A 16256-nucleotide genomic window follows, 5' to 3' on the forward strand; every position below is an offset into this window, starting at 1 on the left:
TTACTGGAGGCGGTTTTCCCGAAGCAATCGCTGTTTGCGAGCGTTTAGTATTGCGTGCGGTTGCGGCATCTTTCACAATCGTCTCAAGTTCTGAAATTACGGCTCATGATCGACCCCCAACCCATGTCCCAAGCGCTGCCCTACACCGACACGAAGCCGGTCGGACACGCGGATTTCTATTTTGCGGTCAATGCGACGTTTCGCTTCATCCTGAAACGCTTCGGCTATGAAAAGCTACGGGAATACTGGCAGGACATCGGCACCAGCTATTACAAACCGGTCTCCGAGCAGTGGCGTGATCATGGCTTCGCCGGTGTGGCGGAATATTGGCGTGTATTCTTCAAAGCGGAGCCCGGTGCGGAGGTGGCGGTGCATGAGTCGGCTGATGAAGTTCGTCTCGAAGTGCAGCGATGCCCGGCGATCCATCATCTGCACGAGAACAAGCGCGAGATCGTGCCCTGCTTTTGTCAGCACTGCTTTTTTGTGAACGAAGCCATCGCCGCACCTGCCGGCATGACCGTTCGCGTCCAAGGCGGGAATGGCAGTTGTGTGCAGCGCTTCATGAAACGCACCGCGGAACTGCCGCCGCAAAGCCTGGAGGACATCGCCACGGCATCATGATCGGCTGTTACGATTTCTGCGGGCATTACGAGTGGACTTTCGAGTGGTTGCGAAAGCAGGGCGGGCATGAACTGGTGAAAGCCTACTGGGACGAGGCGATTCATCACGATTCACAGCTTCACGCCTCGAAACTGATCGGCGAAAAGGGCATTGAGGGCATGAAGGAGTACTGGGGCCCGACGCTGGCGGATGAGGGGGCGGTGTACGAACGCACGGTGACGGAGGATGTGTTCCGCATCGACATGCATGAGTGCCCATCCAAGGGATTTCTTCTGCGCAACGGACTGGAGCAATACCGTGACTACTGCGATCACTGCATGGGTTGGATCGGACCGCTGATGAAGCAGGCGGGCTTTGTGGTGGATCATGAGCACAATCACTGCGGGCAGTGCTGGTGGGAAATCCGCCGCAAAGACGATTCCACGCCAGCCAGCGCTCCGGGAGACCTCAGTGGCGATCACGACGTGCGCCTGCGTCCCGGCTGGAAATCCACTCACACCGACCACTATGACCGCACGACCGACCCTGATGACAAGAGCACTCTGTCTTAGCCTCACTGCTGCATTCGCCGCCAGTCATGCTGGTGAATGGGAGGCGCTGCCTTCGATGCCGGAGCCGAATGGGGGATTCTTCTGCGGCGTGGCGCATGGGAAAATCTGCGTCGTGGGTGGCACAAACTGGGAAGGCGGGAAGAAGAACTGGCTCAAGGCGGTTCGAGCGTATGATCCCATGACGAGAACTTGGACAAAGCTCAAAGACCTTGAAAATCCGGTGGCCTACGGTGCCGTGCTTCGAGACGGCGACGTTTTTGCCTACGTTGGCGGAAGTGATGGCAAGCAGGCGGTCAAAACGCTTGCAAGCATTGAAGAAAAGATGTCGCCAGTTCATCTGCCCGGACTGCCTGCTTCGGTCGTTTCGATCGCAGGGGGATCTGTGGGAAACCGACACATCATCGCTGGCGGCACTGACGACGCCTTGAATGTGGCAGGGGTTCAGCGCGCAACGCATGCAATCGAGTTTGTGGCTGGAAGCTGGAAGGTGGGCAAACTGGCTGACTACCCTGGCAAACCTTTCTCCACGGCCGCATCCGCTGTTGTGGGTGATGAGCTGTTGATCTTCGGTGGCATGAACTACGTTGAAGCTACCCAGCAGGTGGTGAACACGACCGAGGCATATGCTTTCTCGCCTGAAAAGAACGTCTGGCGCAGACTGAAGCCGCTGGTTATCGCGCGTCGTGGCATGTGTGCGGTGGCGTTGGATGAGGGGCTGGTGTATCTTGCTGGCGGTTACGCGGAGGAGTTTACGACCGATGCGTTCATCTATGATGCGAAGACGGACAGCTACCGGCCCGCGAAATCGCTGCCGTATGCCGCGATGGTGTCGCTGGTGAAGCACGATGGCTTTGTGTATTGCCTCGGCGGCGAGGACAAGAAGCAGTCGCGCACGGACAAGTTCTTCCGCATTCCGCTGGCGGAGCTAAAGTAGTAATGAGCTTCAGCTCGCCATTCCAGGCACGGGCTAAAGCCCATGACTACTTTATTTCGCCGTGTAACCGCCATCGACGGGCAGATTGACGCCGGTGATGTAGCGGGAGGCGTCGCTGAGCAGGAAGATGACGGAGCCGCCGAGATCGGAGTCGTCCGCCATGCGGTTGAGCATGGTGTGCTCACAGTAGCGTTGCAGGAATGGTTCTGGCTGATTGTTGAAGAAGCCGCCGGGGGAGAGGCAGTTCACTCGGACGCTCTTCGGGCCGTAAAGCGCGGCGTAAAAACGAGTGAGGTTCAGCATGCCGCCTTTGTGGAAGAAATAATCGGGCGGCATATCGCCCATGTTCGTGCCGGTGTAGAGTTCGTAGCTGGGGCCGATCATGCCCTGGATGCTGCCGATGTTCACGATGCTGCCGCGTCCGGCCTCGGCCATCGTTTTGCCAAAGTGGCGATGCATGAGCATGATGCCGGTGGCGTTCACGCGCATGGACTCGGCGAATTGTTCCGCAGCTCCGTTTGCGCCCTTCATCGGGCGTAGCACGGCGTTGTTCACGAGGCCGTCCAGAGCGCCGAATTTGGCTGTTACTCTTTCATGAAGGGCCAAAACGGAGGCTTCATCGCCTTGATCGAGTGATTCGGCGAAGACGCGATGACCTTTGGCGGTTTCTTCATCGGCCACGAATTGCAATTTTACCACGTCGCGGGCCGCCAGGATGATCGTGGCACCCGTTTGAGCCAGCATTGCGGCCAGACCGCGGCCGTAGAGCCCAGCACCGCCAGTGAGGAGGATGGTTTTGTCCTGGAGGGAGAAGAGGACGGCAGACATGATGGTTACTTGGATTGGTAAACAGAATCACTGCTTGGTGCCGCTGACCCGCCGCCGAAGTCTTTGACTATTTTGTGGAAGGCGTTGCCGAGTTCGATGACATCGGCTCCGAGGGTGAAGATGCGAGTGCCTTCTTCGATGAGCTGGTCCTTTTGACCGAAGAGCGAGGCGACAGCGACATACTTCCCTTGCTTGATGGCGGCGGCATGGACGCGTTTGCGAGCAGCGACGACTTCGGGGCAGGTGGCCTGGCCGAGTTTGCCGATGCGGTGGCTGAAGTCGCCCGCGCCGAAGAGCAGCATGTCGAATCCGGGCACGGCGGCGATTTCATCGACGACTTCGAGGGCCTCGGGACTTTCGATTTGGAGGATGACGAACTTCTCGGTGTTGCAGTGATGCGCGTAATCAGCCAGCGGCACCTGGCAGAAAAGGCCGTCCATGTTGCCGGCGTCGAGGGCTTTGCTGCCAAGCGGGCGGGTGCGGACCATATCGACCACATGGCGTGCTTCATCGGCGCTCGTCACGTGCGGGACCATGATGCCGGTGGCGTCGCACTCGAAGGGCTTGATGTAGTCGCTGTAGCTGCCTTTGCTGACGCGGACGATGGTGTCCATGTCGTAGAGCTTGGCCGCGCGGATCTGGTGCTCCAGATTGAGCCAGTCATTCGGCACATGCTCATTGCAAAGCCACACGCTGCTGGCCCCGGAGAGTCCTGCAAGTTCGACGATGCGGGGATCACCCATGTTGAGCTTGATGACAGTGCTGTTTTGACCGGCGCGGAGTTCGCGGAGAATGCGGGAGGGGCGGAGTTTCATGAGTGAAGTTCGGAAAGAATGTCTGCGATGTGAATGAGCGCGCCATTTTGCTCACGGCTGCGGCGTCCCGCGATGATGACAGCCATGAGTTCGACGGTTTCGTCGAAGGGCAGGGGACGCGTGCCCGTTTGGAGCATGTCGATGAAGGCGACGAGCTGAGAGCGGAAGGCGTTGTAGGTGTCGGTGAGGCGCAGCGGGAGCTGCCCTTTCGTGCCGTAGAGATGCACGGCTCCGAAGCTGCCGTAAGCGTCGTGGATCGCGCCGATGGTGACGCGGACGCCTCTGCGATGCGTCAGGTGCATGACATCGCCGCCGGAGTCGCTGTGAGCCTGTACGGTTAGAAAGCCGGGCCCTAGGAGCGGTTCGATGGCTTCTAGGGCATGGATGCCGTAACGCTCCCATGTTTTGCAGGTGAAGCTGGTGATCCAGCGCAGATCACCGAGCTGGGTGAGCTGTTCATCGCTCAAACGCATCTCCGGTGCGTACCTCATGCCGCTGGTGGAGAGCAGGGTGGCGCCAGCCTGATGCCAGCGAACGAACTGGCGAAGATCGGCGATGTTGGTGGCCATGGGCTTGTCCACGAAGACGGGCAGGCCGGCTTCGATGAACGGTTTCACGCGGAGTATGTGGTCATCGCCGTCATCAGTCGCAACGATCACGGCATCAACGTGTCCAATTACATCCTCGGGTTTGGTGACGATGTTTTCGATCAAGCTGGCCGCTGCGACTTTCGGTGCGTCGGCGCGATCGTCGGTCCAGAGATGCGTGACTCGTGCACTGGGGATCCGCACGGACTCCAGTGGCTGCAGGTCCATGTAGGCGGAAATGCCCGGGTAGGGACACTTCGCCATCTCGACCGGATTGTAGCCATTGATGATGCCGCTCCATGAATACGGATGGCCGTTGCCTTCGATCATGCCCAGCATCGCGAGGCGTAGTTCTTTGCTGCTGCCGCTCATGGAAGGTCGATGGGAAGTCCGGTGGTGGAGGATTCGAGAGCGGTTCGATTGAAGCGCAATGTTTGCACGGCTTCGTCGAAGGTGCTGAGAGCACACGGCTTGCCTTCCATGCCATCCAAGAAGGCATTGGCCTGGACAATGAAGAGTTCATCGCGCTCAAGCGGCGGTGTGACGTGCCAGGTCCAGTCTTTGTCTCCAAGTTTCATGGTTCCCCAGCGCTGCGCATGGGATTCGATTTTCACGCTGCCGTGTTCGCAGTGGATGAGCAACGTTGTTTCGTTGGGGGCCTGAAATTGCGTCATCGCATAGCTGGCGAGGACGTTCCCGTGACGCGCGGTGACATTGACCGTGTCTTCGACGGTCACGCCTTCGAGTCTTTGGTGCGAGGCATCGCAAAACACGCGCGTCATCGGGCCGATGAGCCATTCCATGGCATTCACGAGATGCGTGAGGGCATCCTGAATAGCTCCACCGCCAGTTTCATGGCGGGTGTAGTAGATTTCACGATACGCAGGACGAAACGTGGGGAAATGCTGTCCGGAAGCCACGCTGGCATGCAGCGGGGCACCCAACGAGCCACCAAGCAAAAAATCACGAGCGGCCGCGACCCACGGGAAGCAGTGATAGACATACGCCACGGCGGTGAACCGTCCGCTGTGGACGATAGCCGACCGGGTTTCCTCGATGCCATCCAAAGTCACAGACAGCGGCTTTTCGATCAGCAAGGCGGCTCCGTGTGCCGCACCTTCACGCGCAATGGCGAGATGCGTGTGTGCGGGCGTGCAGATGACCAAGGCATCGAAACGTTGTGCGCCAAGGGCTTCCTGAAGACTGGCAAACGCTGGCACAGCATAGCGCTGGCTGACATCGGTCAGCAGCTTGGCATTCGCATCACAGGCACTGACCTTGCATCTGCCGGTCTTTTGAAAACAGCGCAAGTGGCGCTCGCCAATGCTGCCGCAGCCGATGATCAGGATGGAATGCATGAATGGGAGTAAACGCGGAGCAAAGACTGCTCAAAGGTGAATCGTCTGGTCTGTGCAAAGAACCAGTGAGCCGGATCACTCGGCGGCTTGATTGACGCGCATCTTTTGAAACGGCACGCTTTCACAAACAGCGAGGATGATGTCCTGGAAGCGATTGCCGGAGGCCTTCGCCTTGCGCAGAATCTCTTCAACCGTTGGTTTGTCCGAGTATTCGACACCGCGGCCCAAGGCATAGGTCAGGAGGTTCTCCGCGAGGTTTTTGACAAACTGGTCACCCATGTCTCGCACGAGGATGGTGCGCAGATCGGTGAGGTTTTGGAAGGTCTGGCCACGCACGAGGCTGCCGGAGGCATCAATGGGCTGGTTCTTCTCCTGATCACGCCAGCGGCCGATGGCGTCGTAGTTTTCAAACGCGAATCCCATGGGATCGAGGAAGGCGTGGCATCCAGCACAGGAGGCGTTGTTGCGATGCTCGGCGAACTGCTGGCGCAGTGTGAGATTGGAGCGGCGGGCCTGTTGTTCATCCAGCGGTGGCACGCCGCCCGGAGCAGGCGGCGGCGGGGTGCCGAGGATGTTTTCGAGCAGATACTTGCCGCGCTTCACCGGCGAGGTGCGCGTGGGGTTGGAGGTGAGCGTGAGGATGCTGCCCTGCGTGAGGATGCCGCCGCGTGGCGTGCCTTGCAGCGAGACTTTTTGGTATTTGTCTCCTTTGACGCCATCGATGCCGTAGTAGCGGGCGAGTTTGTCATTCAAGAAGGTGTAGTCGGCATTCAGGAACTCAATCACGCTGCGATTCTCACGCAGGATGTGATCGACGAATGTTTGTGACTCCTTTTTCATCGCATAGGCGATGCCGCCTTTCCAATCTGGGAAGGCACGTTCGCTGGGGGAGGCGAGATCGATGTCGCGGAGTTGCAGCCACTGGCCGGCGAAGTCCTCAGTAAGGCTCCAGGCGCGATAGTCGCCAATCATGCGCTTCACTTCGGCGGCAAGGTTTTTGCGCAGTTCGCCTTTGGCCGCGAGTTGCATGAGCTTGTCATCGGGTGGGGCCGACCAGAGGAAAAATGAGAGCCTCGAAGCGAGACTGTATTCATCAATCAAGGCGATGCCGTTTTGCGCATCGCCCACAGGCTGGGGTGAGCCGCGATAGAGAAAGGCGGGAGAAACCAGCATGCCGCGCAGCACATAGCCGAGTGATTCCATCGGCTGGAGGCCTTCCTTGATGCCTAGATCGACGAGGCCACGCCACTTTGCCTTCTCATCCTCACGCAAAGGACGGCGGAAGAGGCGCTGACCGAGTTTGTCGATCAAGGGGTGAGCATCCGTCGCGGCGATGCCCGCAGGCTGATCGACCGGACCTTCAACTGTGAACTGGTGCAGCCAGAAATTGCGGTCCTGCTGCGTTTTTTCGTCATAGAAATCGTTCAGGAACCACACCTGAATCTCGTGTTTGCCAGCGGGTAGATCGACTTCTGCTTTGAACCACTGGGGAGCCTGATTCTTGGCGGTGATGGAGAATGAGCCTGCGTTTTTTCCAGCGAGTCGCACGTCAAACTTCGCCGGTTCGCTTCCTGCCTGCTGAGCGCCAGCTTTGACAATGAGGCGATATTTGCCCGGCTTCTCGATAGTGAGGGGATGCTTCACATATCCGCTGCTGGCGAGTTGAATGGCACCGGTGTCACGATGGGAGTCACCTTCGCCACGCTCGAAGTCCTCTCCGCTCAGCTTCATGGCGGGCAGACCGGCGGGTTTGCCATCCAGCAGCCATTGCATGAGGCGTGAACCACGCGGTGGGAGCAGACCGTCGGGGCCTTCGATCTCGATTTTGTCGAGGGCGAGGTTGCGGTCGCGTTTTTCAGGATCGGGATTCTGTGGATCGCTGAAATCATTCAAAAACCGTACCACGACTTTGTGTTCACCGCCTTTAAGCGGGACTTCCTGGCGGATCGTCTGCCACGGGCCTTTTTCGCCGTGGTAACGGGCGGTCACGTCGAAAGTGCCGAGTTCCTTGTCATCCACACGCAGCGCCACTTTGGCCGCATCAGGCCCGGCCTGCGTGGCGGAGACGCTAAACTTTAACTCATAGGTGCCGCTGGCGGGCACGGTGAATTTGGTGGCGGCATCCGCATTGCTGTGAAACCAGCGGATGCCCTCCCACTCCTTCGTTTCGCCCTTCTGGTTCCAGAACTTTTTCGCTCCCAGCTCGAGATCGACGCGTTCGACATCGGAGGTGTCCATGGCCTTTTCAGCCACGGCTTTGGCGGCGCGGATGTATTTCTCCATCAGCATCGGTGAGATGGTGAGGACGTCGCCGATGTTATCGTAGCCGTAACCCGTGTCGTCGGGTGGGAATTCATTCGCCGGGCGCATGTCCACCATGAGCGCGTCACGGATGGTGTTGTTGTATTCCGTGCGGTTGAGACGGCGATAGGTGATGTGGCCGGGATCAATCTTCTGTGGATCAAACCAGAACACAGTGCTGTCGATCCAGGCGACGATCTCATCGCGCTCTGGGAGCGAGGGTTTGTCCTTTTTCTCCGGCGGCATCACATGCGTGACGAGCTGTTGGCGTGTGTGGTCCCACAGCACCTTGTCAGAGATCAGCTTGGAATATTCGGGGTATTCGTCCAAAGCGAAGTCGCCTTTGTCCGAACCGTCGCCGTGGCAGTCGTAGCAGAATTTTTGCAGCAGCGGCAGGATGCGCTGGTTGTAGGCTTCCTGACCGCGTTCAGCGGCGGTGAGCAGGGACGGCAGGGCGATGCACGCGAATGTGAGGCGTCGGAGCATGAAAAAGCAGGTTTTGGGGGCTTGAAAGGTTACGTCTGGAAAGTGGCCCGGATTTCGCCGAATCCAACGGCGCATTGTGCGGGATTTGCGGTTGCAACGGTGCGGTCCCGCAGGAAGAACACAGGCCCAACTTCTCATCGCATGTCCCAATCTGCTCTCGAACTCGGCAAAGCCTTCCTCACTGAAAACGCCCGCAAACCGGGCATCACCACCACCGCCAGCGGCCTGCAATATGAGGTTTTGCACGAAGGCACCGGCCCAAGCCCGAAGGCGAAGGACACCGTGGTGGTGAATTATCGCGGCACTTTGCTCAATGGCGTGGAGTTTGACAGCTCCTATCTCGCGGGGCGCGAACCGGCGGAGTTTCCGCTGAAGCGTGTGATCAAAGGCTGGACCGAGGGACTGCAGCTCATGCAGGAAGGAGCAAAATTCCGCTTCTTCATCCCGGCAGAGCTTGCGTATGGCAAGCGCGGCGCTGGGATCGACATCGGCCCGAATGAGACGCTCATCTTTGAGGTGGAACTGCTGAAAGTCTGGGAGGACTAGGCACGATTGCTCTGCCCTCATGAATCAAATCGACCTTAAAGACAGAGTTGCCATCATCACCGGCGGTGCGCGTGGCATCGGCTATGCCATCGCGGAACGACTGCTTCAATCCGGCGCTCATGTCTGCCTGTGGGACATGGATGCTTCGGCGCTGGATGCTGCCAAAGGCGAACTCTCCGCTCTCGGCAAAGTTCATACCGCCACCGTGGATGTGACGAGCCTGGCATCGGTCGAAGCCGGAGCAGCTTCCACCATTGGAGCTTTTGGCAAGATCGACATCCTCGTGAACAACGCTGGCATCGCCGGGACGAACGCGAAGACTTGGGAAACCGACCCGGCCGACTGGCAGCGTGTGATGGCGATCAATCTGAACGGTCCGTTCCATTGCTGCCATGCCGTAGTGCCGCACATGCTCAAGAACGGCTACGGCCGCATCGTGAACATCGCCTCCATCGCCGGCAAAGAAGGCAATCCGAACGCGGCGCACTACAGCGCCTCGAAGGCGGGTGTCGTTGCTTTGACTAAGTCGCTGGGCAAAGAACTCGCGACCAGCAACATCATCGTTAATGCCGTCACGCCTGCGGTGATCGAGACCGACATTCTGAAGCAGCTCACGCAGCAGCACATCGACTACATGCTCTCGAAGATTCCGATGAACCGCTTTGGCAAGAGGGAAGAAGCTGCGGCGCTCGTTGCGTGGCTGAGTTCCGAGGATTGCTCGTTCACCACCGGCGCGGTCTTTGATTTGTCCGGTGGCAGAGCGACCTACTGATCGTTCTGGCCCCAAAGCCGCGTAATCAGGTCATGTCCCTGATCACCGAAGAAAACGCGAAGCCCGGATCGAACGACTGGCAGCTCACCCGCATGCGGCTGGACAAGAACGACAGCTTTCGTTCACCTTTGATCGAAGGCTACTGCTCGCGGCAATCGGTGAGGGCAGGGGAATCGTTAGACATCTTCGTCAGCACGAAGCCGACGGCTCGATTCAAGATCGAAATCTACCGCACGGGTTACTATGGCGGCAAAGGAGCGCGTTTGATGACGGAACTCGGGCCGTTTGAGGGCAAGGAGCAGTCCGTGCCTGAGATCGGCGAGAAGCGGCTGCGCGAGTGCCGCTGGGAGAAGACGACCTCGCTCACGATTCCGGCGGACTGGGTGAGTGGAGTGTATCTTGGCAGGCTCATGACCTTGCCCGCGTCGAAGGACGAACCGTACTGGCAGAGTTACATCGTCTTCATCGTCACCGATGACCGCAAGGCGGACATCCTGTTTCAATGCAGCGACAACACCTGGCAGGCCTACAATCGCTGGCCGGATAATTATTCGCTCTATACCGATCCGAAGGGCAATCAGGGGCCGTGGTCGGATGTGAGTTTCGACCGGCCGTATGCGAAGTATGCGCAGATCTATGAGAACCCGCAGTCCGTGGGCAGCGGCGAGTGGTTGTGCTTCGAATTTCCCGCCGCCTACTGGCTGGAGAAGGAAGGCTACGACGTGACCTACTGCTCCAACGCCGACATGATCACGCCGGATCACGGTTTGAAGTGCAAAGCCTTCATCAGCATCGGCCACGACGAGTATTGGGACATCCGCCAGTATCAAAGCGTGGAGAAGATGCGCGATGCGGGTGTGAACCTGCTCTTTCTCTCCGGGAATTCCGTCTGCTGGGTCACGCCGTTTTCACCCAACGCCGCTGGCGAGCCGAATCGCCGCATCTTCCGCGGCGGCCCCTATGGCGGTGACTACAAGTATGCCGTGGATCGTGAGAAGGATCACGGACCGTATCCGCATCGCGGCCCGGATGAGGGTTATCTCATGGGCGTGCGCAACATCGACCCCGTGAACGGCGGCGGCGACTGGATTTGCACGAAGCCCGAGCATTGGATCTTTGAAGGCACAGGTATGAAGAAAGGCGACTCGATCCCTGGCATGATCGGTTGGGAATACCACGGCGATCCTCCCAAGGACATCCCCAGCCTGGAGATCGTGGCAGGCGGCACCGCCTTCCAAGGCGGACGCAATCCGCAGCAGTGGCAGGCGGTCATCTTCGACGGCCCAAAGAACAACTTCATCTTCAACGCCTCCACCATCTGGTGGGCGCAGGGTTTGAGCAAACCGCCGGGCCACATGCCGGTGTGGAGCCACTACTCACGCCCGCATGGCACGGACGAGCGCGTGCAGCGCATCACGGCAAATCTGCTGAAGCGGGCGATCAAAGCGTAGATCGAGTTTTCCAACTCGATCCTCCGACCGAACTGGAAAGTTCGGTTTACGCGAGGATGTCCTTCGCCACCTCACCATGCACGTCGGTGAGGCGGAAATTGCGTCCCGCATACCGATACGTCAGCCGCTCGTGATTGATGCCTAGGAGGTGAAGCACTGTGGCATGCAAATCATGCGTGGTGATGATGCCGGTTTCGGCGGTATCGCCCATGGCGTTAGTGCTGCCATAAGTAAAACCGCCTTTCACGCCGCCGCCGGCCATCCACATGGTGTAGCCGCCGCCGTTGTGACCGCGGCCGTTGTAGGGTTCGTTGTCGTAACCGCTGCCGCGGCCGAATTCGCCGCCCCAAATGATGAGCGTGTCCTTGAGCATGTCGCGCTGCTTCAGATCGGCGATGAGACCGGCGATGGGTTTGTCGATGCTGGTGGCCTGACGAGTGATGCCCTCGCGAAGCTGCTGGTGATGGTCCCAGCCGGTGCTGGTAAGCTGGATGAAGCGCACGCCTTTCTCGGCCATGCGGCGGGCCATGAGGCATTGGGTGCCGAAGCGCTCGGTTTCGCCATCATCGAGGCCGTACATGTCGCGGATGTGCTGGGGTTCTTGGTCGAGATCCAGCACGGCAGGCACGCTGGTCTGCATTTTGTAGGCGAGTTCGTAGCTCTGGATGACACCTTCGAGTTCCGGGTTGCCCGGATCGCCCGAGAGTAGCCTGCGATTGGCTTTTTGGATGAATTCGATCTGCTTCCGCTGTTGCGCGTCGCTGAGGCGGCCATTCGAGAGATCGGGAACGCCGCCACCGCCGCTGCTGAGACGCGTGCCTTGAAAGCTGGCGGGCAGGAAGGCCGAGCCGTAGTTCATCGCACCGCCGGTGTCGGCCACGGGATTGATGGTGACAAAGCCGGGCAGATCCTCCGCTTCGGTGCCGAGGCCATAGACGATCCACGCGCCCATTGAGGGCCGCACAAACGTCTCGCTGCCGATGTGCAGCGCCACGGTGGCCATCTGATGCGCGTTGGTGCGTGTCTGCATGCCGTTGAGCAGGCAGAGGTCGTCCGCGTGTTTTGAAAGCTCGGGGAAGGCTTCGGAAATCATGATTCCGCTCTTGCCGCGCGGTTTGAACTCAAACGCCGAGCCCATGTACTTCTGAATCTTCTGCTCCTCGGCTTTCGCGAGTTCCGGTTTGTAATCAAACGTGTCCAGATGGCTCGGCCCGCCCTGCATGAACATGAAGATCACCCGCTTCGCCTTCGGCGCGAAGTGCGGTGGCTTCGGTGCAAGAGGATTGATCGTCTTCGGCGGCGCGGCGGCATTCGCCCACTGCTGATGCAGCGCATTGAAAGCCAGCCAGCCGAAACCAGCGCTGGTGGATTGGAGGATGGAGCGGCGTGTGGTCATGGCAGTTGAATGGGATTCACCACAGAGTTCACAGAGGAACACAGAGGTTCTGAATTCTGATCTCTGTGCTTCTCTGTGAACTCTGTGGTTAAAAATGGCTGATTAGAAAACATACCTGAACTCCGCTGTGCCCAGAAGGGCTTGCACGAGCGTTTGGAGGTCCAAGTCCCTCGCATCGGCGATTTCTTCGAGACTTGGTTCGCGGCCCAGAACGAGCTTGTAGGCCGTTTTGAGGTCTTTCCCGGCTCTGTCGGCGATCTCGGCGGCGAGTTCCTCGACGAGCGGGTTGTTCATGAAAAAGAGAGCCTGTGGAGCGACGGTGGTGACATCGCGCTGGCCTTTGATTTGCGTGGGGCCGGGGAAGTCGAAGGTGCTGAAGAGTTCGGGGATGTTGTCGCGGACGACGGGGAGGAAGATGGTGCGATACGGATCTTCGACGCTCAGCAGGCCGCGCGTGATGCCGTGGCGGCCTTTGCCACCCGAGCCGGCGACTTGGATGCCTTCGGGGCGGTCGAAGGTGAGTTTGCCGGCGAGTTGCAGCAAGGTGTCGCGCAGCGGTTCGAGTTCGAGGCGCTTCGGGTTCATGCGCCAGCGGAGTTTGTTGCCGGCGTCGGGATGTTCGGGGTTGCCGGTGGTGGCGAGTCGGTAGGCGCGGCTCAGCATCATCACGCGGATCATTTTCTTCACGCTCCAGCCGTTTTCGACAAAACGAATCGCCAAATGATCGAGCAGCTCGGGATGCGTGGGATCAGCGCCGGTGTGGCCGAAGTCATCGGGCGTGCGCACGAGGCCTTCGCCGAAAAGATGCTGCCAGAGGCGGTTCACCATGACGCGGGAGGTGAGCGGATGCGTGGGCTGCGTCATCCATTGCGCGAGCTCCATGCGGCCCGATGATTTGGGTGGAATGACCGGCATCGGCGGCAGCGCGGGCATTTTCATTTTGCCACGATCCGGCGCGGATTCGCGCTCATAGGGATCACCGCCGACGGCGAGTTCGCAGTCCTTGATCTCGCCATCAATGACGCCCATGCAGAAGTGCGGATCGTGGTCGTAGCGGATGGTTCCTTTGGGATTGCCGAGTTCGCGGAGGTCATCCATCGAGTGAATGCCCGCAGGCAGTTTCGTGGGCGGGCCGACGGGTTCATCAAGCGCAGTGGGGAGATCGACCAGCGCTTGCGGGCTCACATAACCACCGCTGACTCCATCGTTGCGGTTCGGCGTGCCGCTGAGGGTGCGGCTGCTGTAAAAGATGCCCGCCAGCGCATAGTAGTCCTTCTGGCTCACGGGCTCGGTTTTGTGATCGTGACAGCGCGCGCAGGCCAGCGTGAGGCCGAGGAAGGCGCGGGAGACGACGTCGATCTGGTCATCGACCTGATCGAGCACGAACTGCTCGTAGTTGCCCTCCTGCACGTTCATGCTGCCGAGCGCCAACATGCCGGTGCCGACGATCTGATCGCGGCGCTGGAGCACGGTCTTCGCAGGAATCAGATCTCCGGCGATCTGCTCGGCGACGAAGCGGTTGTAGGGTTTGTCGGCGTTGAGCGAATCAATGACCCAGTCGCGATAGCGAGCGGCATACAGAAACGGTGCGTTCCAAACGCGGCCGATGCTGTCAGCGTAACGAACGACATCGAGCCAATGCCGCGCCCAGCGCTCGCCGAAGCGCTCGGATTGGAGAAAAGCGTCCACGACTTTGGCAAAGGCGGCGTCATCAGGAGAAGGATCGCGCAGGAAGGCGTCGATCTCGGTTTGGGAAGGCGGCAGGCCGCGCAGATCGAAGGACGCTCGACGGATGAGGATGGCGCGTGGTGCATCGCCGATGGGGCGGAGGTTTTCTTTTTCAAGTCGCGCCAGGATGAAACGGTCGAGGTCGTCTTTGGGCCACGCAGCGTCTTTCGTGGAGGGAATAGGATGACGGAAGATGCGCTGGTAGGACCAGGGCGTGGGGTTTTCGTATTTCTCGGCGGCTTGGGCTGGAAAGAGGCCAAGGAGACAAAAAATCAGAAGGATGGCAGTAGAATGAGGGCAGTAGAATTTTTCAGTTTCAACCATTCTGCTGCCACCATTCTGCTGCCATTTGGATTGGGTTCTCATTTCGTGCCTCCTTTCGCTTTCAGCCACGCGCTTAGCGCTTTCACGTTCTGCGTGAAGTCGAGGCTGTAGATCACGCCGCCGGTGGGCTTTTGCTTTTTGCCGTTCGCATCGCGCATGACGCCGCGTTCATCGTCGGTGACGGGCCAGGAGCCGTTGGGGGCTTGTTCTTTGAGGATGGTGGCGATGTCGGCGTCGGTGGGCGGGGAGGACCAGCGTTCTTTTTCGGTGCGGGGGAAGGTGACTTTTTCTCCACGGGCGATCTGGCTGCCGGTGGCTTGCAGGGCGTCGAGTTCGCTGTCCCAGACCCAGCCGTAGTTGGAGGAGGCTTTTTTGTCGGAGTAGGTCAGCTCGAAGCCTTTGCCGCCGGGGCCGCGCTCGAAGTAGAGGGGCTTGTTGGTATTGAGTTCGTAGAAGCGGGCGAGCTTGTTGCCGGGCAGCAACACCGTGCGCAGATACGGGATGGCTTTGGCGACGGGCGGGAGATATTTTTTATCACCCGTGGCGGCGGTGAGCTTCAGCAGCGCCCACATGGCGGCCTGGCTTTCGCGACCGCTGATGGCGGTGGGCTCGAACTGGCGGCTCCACACGGGCTGCATCTCGGCGTTGTATTGCTGGCCCCAGGCGGGCTGCGGATCGGGCATCTGGGCGGTGACGAGGAAATCGCCGCCGCGTTTCGCCGCGTCGAGGCATTTTTGATCGCCGCGAAGCTCCCAGGCGAGCAGCAGCGTGCTCATGAGCGTGGCGTGCGTGTTGTCATTGAGCACATAGCAGCCGCTGAAGTCCTTCGGCCACTTGCGCGGCCAGTCGGCGGGGTAGTTGCCGGGCTTGATCGGATACTTGTCCGCAGGCGGAGGCGATGTGGGCGCGTCGTCGAAATTCGCGCTCCAACCGCCCGCCGGATACTGCGTCATGATGATCGTGTGCAGCGCGAAGTCGGCGGCTTCTTTGATCTCTGCATCCTTGCCGCCGAGCGCGTGATCCACACGCACGAGCAGGCGCGTGGCGGCCTGGGAGACATCGTCGTCATAAGTGGAGTAGTTGTTTTTTTCCTGACGACGCCAGTTATGCCAGCCAGCCTCGCGGGTGGCGGTTTGCGGTCGTGGAATGAGCTTTCCGTCCGAATCACGGCGATAGAGCTTCGATTCGCGGCCTTTGGCATCGAAGTGGCCCGAGTAGTCCCAACCACCCGAGGCGAGCTGCGTGCGCGAAACACATCGAGCGGCCTCCACGGCGGCTGCCAGGCACTTTTCATCCTTCGTGGCCTCATAAGCATCCAGCATCGCCATCGCGACGGCAGGCGTCCCCGGCGGCTGAATCCAGACCGTGTCCGGGCCGGGAATGCCTTCCGCTTCACGCAGCGTGAAGTCAGCGCTGTAGCGATAGACGTAGCCGCCGTGGGCCGCCGCTTTGGCGTGGTAGAAGGAGACGGCCTTGATCAATACCGAACTCACCTCGGCTGGCGAAGCCGCACCAACTTGGAAGGCGACTGACAGGAAAATGAAAATGCGGTGCATCG

Annotated in this window: 14 protein-coding genes; 6 read left to right on the forward strand and 8 right to left on the reverse strand. The window is 59.5% G+C overall.

Annotation, left to right across the window (positions count from 1 at the left end):
• The first annotated feature begins 105 nt into the window (after nucleotides 1-105).
• Genes U1A53_RS08335 through U1A53_RS08345 form a run of 3 tightly spaced genes read left to right on the forward strand, consistent with a single transcriptional unit; the run spans nucleotide 106 to nucleotide 2106 of the window.
• Nucleotides 106-621: a hypothetical protein gene (locus U1A53_RS08335; RefSeq protein WP_322280196.1), complete on the forward strand. Its 516-nt coding sequence runs from the start codon at nucleotides 106-108 to the stop codon at nucleotides 619-621.
• Nucleotides 618-1172, forward strand: a complete 555-nt coding sequence (locus U1A53_RS08340) for a hypothetical protein (RefSeq protein WP_322280197.1) — start codon at nucleotides 618-620, stop codon at nucleotides 1170-1172. Before U1A53_RS08335 ends, U1A53_RS08340 begins: the two co-directional genes overlap by 4 nt.
• Nucleotides 1129-2106 (forward strand): kelch repeat-containing protein, encoded by a 978-nt coding sequence (locus tag U1A53_RS08345; protein WP_322280198.1) that lies wholly within the window; start codon nucleotides 1129-1131, stop codon nucleotides 2104-2106. Before U1A53_RS08340 ends, U1A53_RS08345 begins: the two co-directional genes overlap by 44 nt.
• Before the next feature lie 51 nt (nucleotides 2107-2157).
• Here U1A53_RS08345 and U1A53_RS08350 read toward each other — a convergent pair whose 3' ends face one another.
• From U1A53_RS08350 to U1A53_RS08370, 5 genes are all read right to left on the reverse strand, one after another.
• The gene (locus U1A53_RS08350) at nucleotides 2158-2934 is read right to left on the reverse strand and encodes an SDR family oxidoreductase (RefSeq protein WP_322280199.1); all 777 of its coding nucleotides are present in this window, start codon (nucleotides 2932-2934) and stop codon (nucleotides 2158-2160) included.
• 5 nt (nucleotides 2935-2939) lie between these two features.
• The gene (locus tag U1A53_RS08355; protein WP_322280200.1) at nucleotides 2940-3749 is read right to left on the reverse strand and encodes an aldolase/citrate lyase family protein; all 810 of its coding nucleotides are present in this window, start codon (nucleotides 3747-3749) and stop codon (nucleotides 2940-2942) included.
• Nucleotides 3746-4708, reverse strand: a complete 963-nt coding sequence (locus U1A53_RS08360) for a Gfo/Idh/MocA family oxidoreductase (RefSeq protein ID WP_322280201.1) — start codon at nucleotides 4706-4708, stop codon at nucleotides 3746-3748. The genes U1A53_RS08355 and U1A53_RS08360 overlap by 4 nt, the downstream gene beginning before the upstream one ends.
• Nucleotides 4705-5694: a Gfo/Idh/MocA family oxidoreductase gene (locus U1A53_RS08365; RefSeq protein WP_322280202.1), complete on the reverse strand. Its 990-nt coding sequence runs from the start codon at nucleotides 5692-5694 to the stop codon at nucleotides 4705-4707. Before U1A53_RS08365 ends, U1A53_RS08360 begins: the two co-directional genes overlap by 4 nt.
• A gap of 75 nt (nucleotides 5695-5769) precedes the next feature.
• On the reverse strand, nucleotides 5770-8481 hold the full coding sequence (locus U1A53_RS08370) for a DUF1592 domain-containing protein (RefSeq protein ID WP_322280203.1): 2712 nt from the start codon (nucleotides 8479-8481) through the stop codon (nucleotides 5770-5772).
• A gap of 141 nt (nucleotides 8482-8622) precedes the next feature.
• Here U1A53_RS08370 and U1A53_RS08375 point away from each other — a divergent pair, with 141 nt between their 5' ends.
• Genes U1A53_RS08375 through U1A53_RS08385 form a run of 3 tightly spaced genes read left to right on the forward strand, consistent with a single transcriptional unit; the run spans nucleotide 8623 to nucleotide 11250 of the window.
• The gene (locus U1A53_RS08375) at nucleotides 8623-9027 is read left to right on the forward strand and encodes an FKBP-type peptidyl-prolyl cis-trans isomerase (protein WP_322280204.1); all 405 of its coding nucleotides are present in this window, start codon (nucleotides 8623-8625) and stop codon (nucleotides 9025-9027) included.
• 19 nt (nucleotides 9028-9046) lie between these two features.
• Nucleotides 9047-9799 (forward strand): SDR family NAD(P)-dependent oxidoreductase, encoded by a 753-nt coding sequence (locus U1A53_RS08380; protein WP_322280205.1) that lies wholly within the window; start codon nucleotides 9047-9049, stop codon nucleotides 9797-9799.
• Between the two features lie 32 nt (nucleotides 9800-9831).
• Nucleotides 9832-11250, forward strand: a complete 1419-nt coding sequence (locus tag U1A53_RS08385; protein ID WP_322280206.1) for a N,N-dimethylformamidase beta subunit family domain-containing protein — start codon at nucleotides 9832-9834, stop codon at nucleotides 11248-11250.
• Between the two features lie 46 nt (nucleotides 11251-11296).
• Here U1A53_RS08385 and U1A53_RS08390 read toward each other — a convergent pair whose 3' ends face one another.
• The 3 genes from U1A53_RS08390 to U1A53_RS08400 form a co-directional block, all read right to left on the reverse strand.
• Complete coding sequence (locus U1A53_RS08390) at nucleotides 11297-12646, reverse strand: DUF1501 domain-containing protein (protein WP_322280207.1); 1350 nt, start codon at nucleotides 12644-12646, stop codon at nucleotides 11297-11299.
• Between the two features lie 102 nt (nucleotides 12647-12748).
• Nucleotides 12749-14740, reverse strand: a complete 1992-nt coding sequence (locus U1A53_RS08395; RefSeq protein ID WP_322280208.1) for a DUF1549 and DUF1553 domain-containing protein — start codon at nucleotides 14738-14740, stop codon at nucleotides 12749-12751.
• Nucleotides 14737-16254: a hypothetical protein gene (locus tag U1A53_RS08400; RefSeq protein WP_322280209.1), complete on the reverse strand. Its 1518-nt coding sequence runs from the start codon at nucleotides 16252-16254 to the stop codon at nucleotides 14737-14739. Before U1A53_RS08400 ends, U1A53_RS08395 begins: the two co-directional genes overlap by 4 nt.
• Between the last annotated feature and the right edge of the window lie 2 nt (nucleotides 16255-16256).

Source organism: Prosthecobacter sp. (assembly GCF_034366625.1).
Classification (GTDB): Bacteria; Verrucomicrobiota; Verrucomicrobiia; order Verrucomicrobiales; family Verrucomicrobiaceae; genus Prosthecobacter.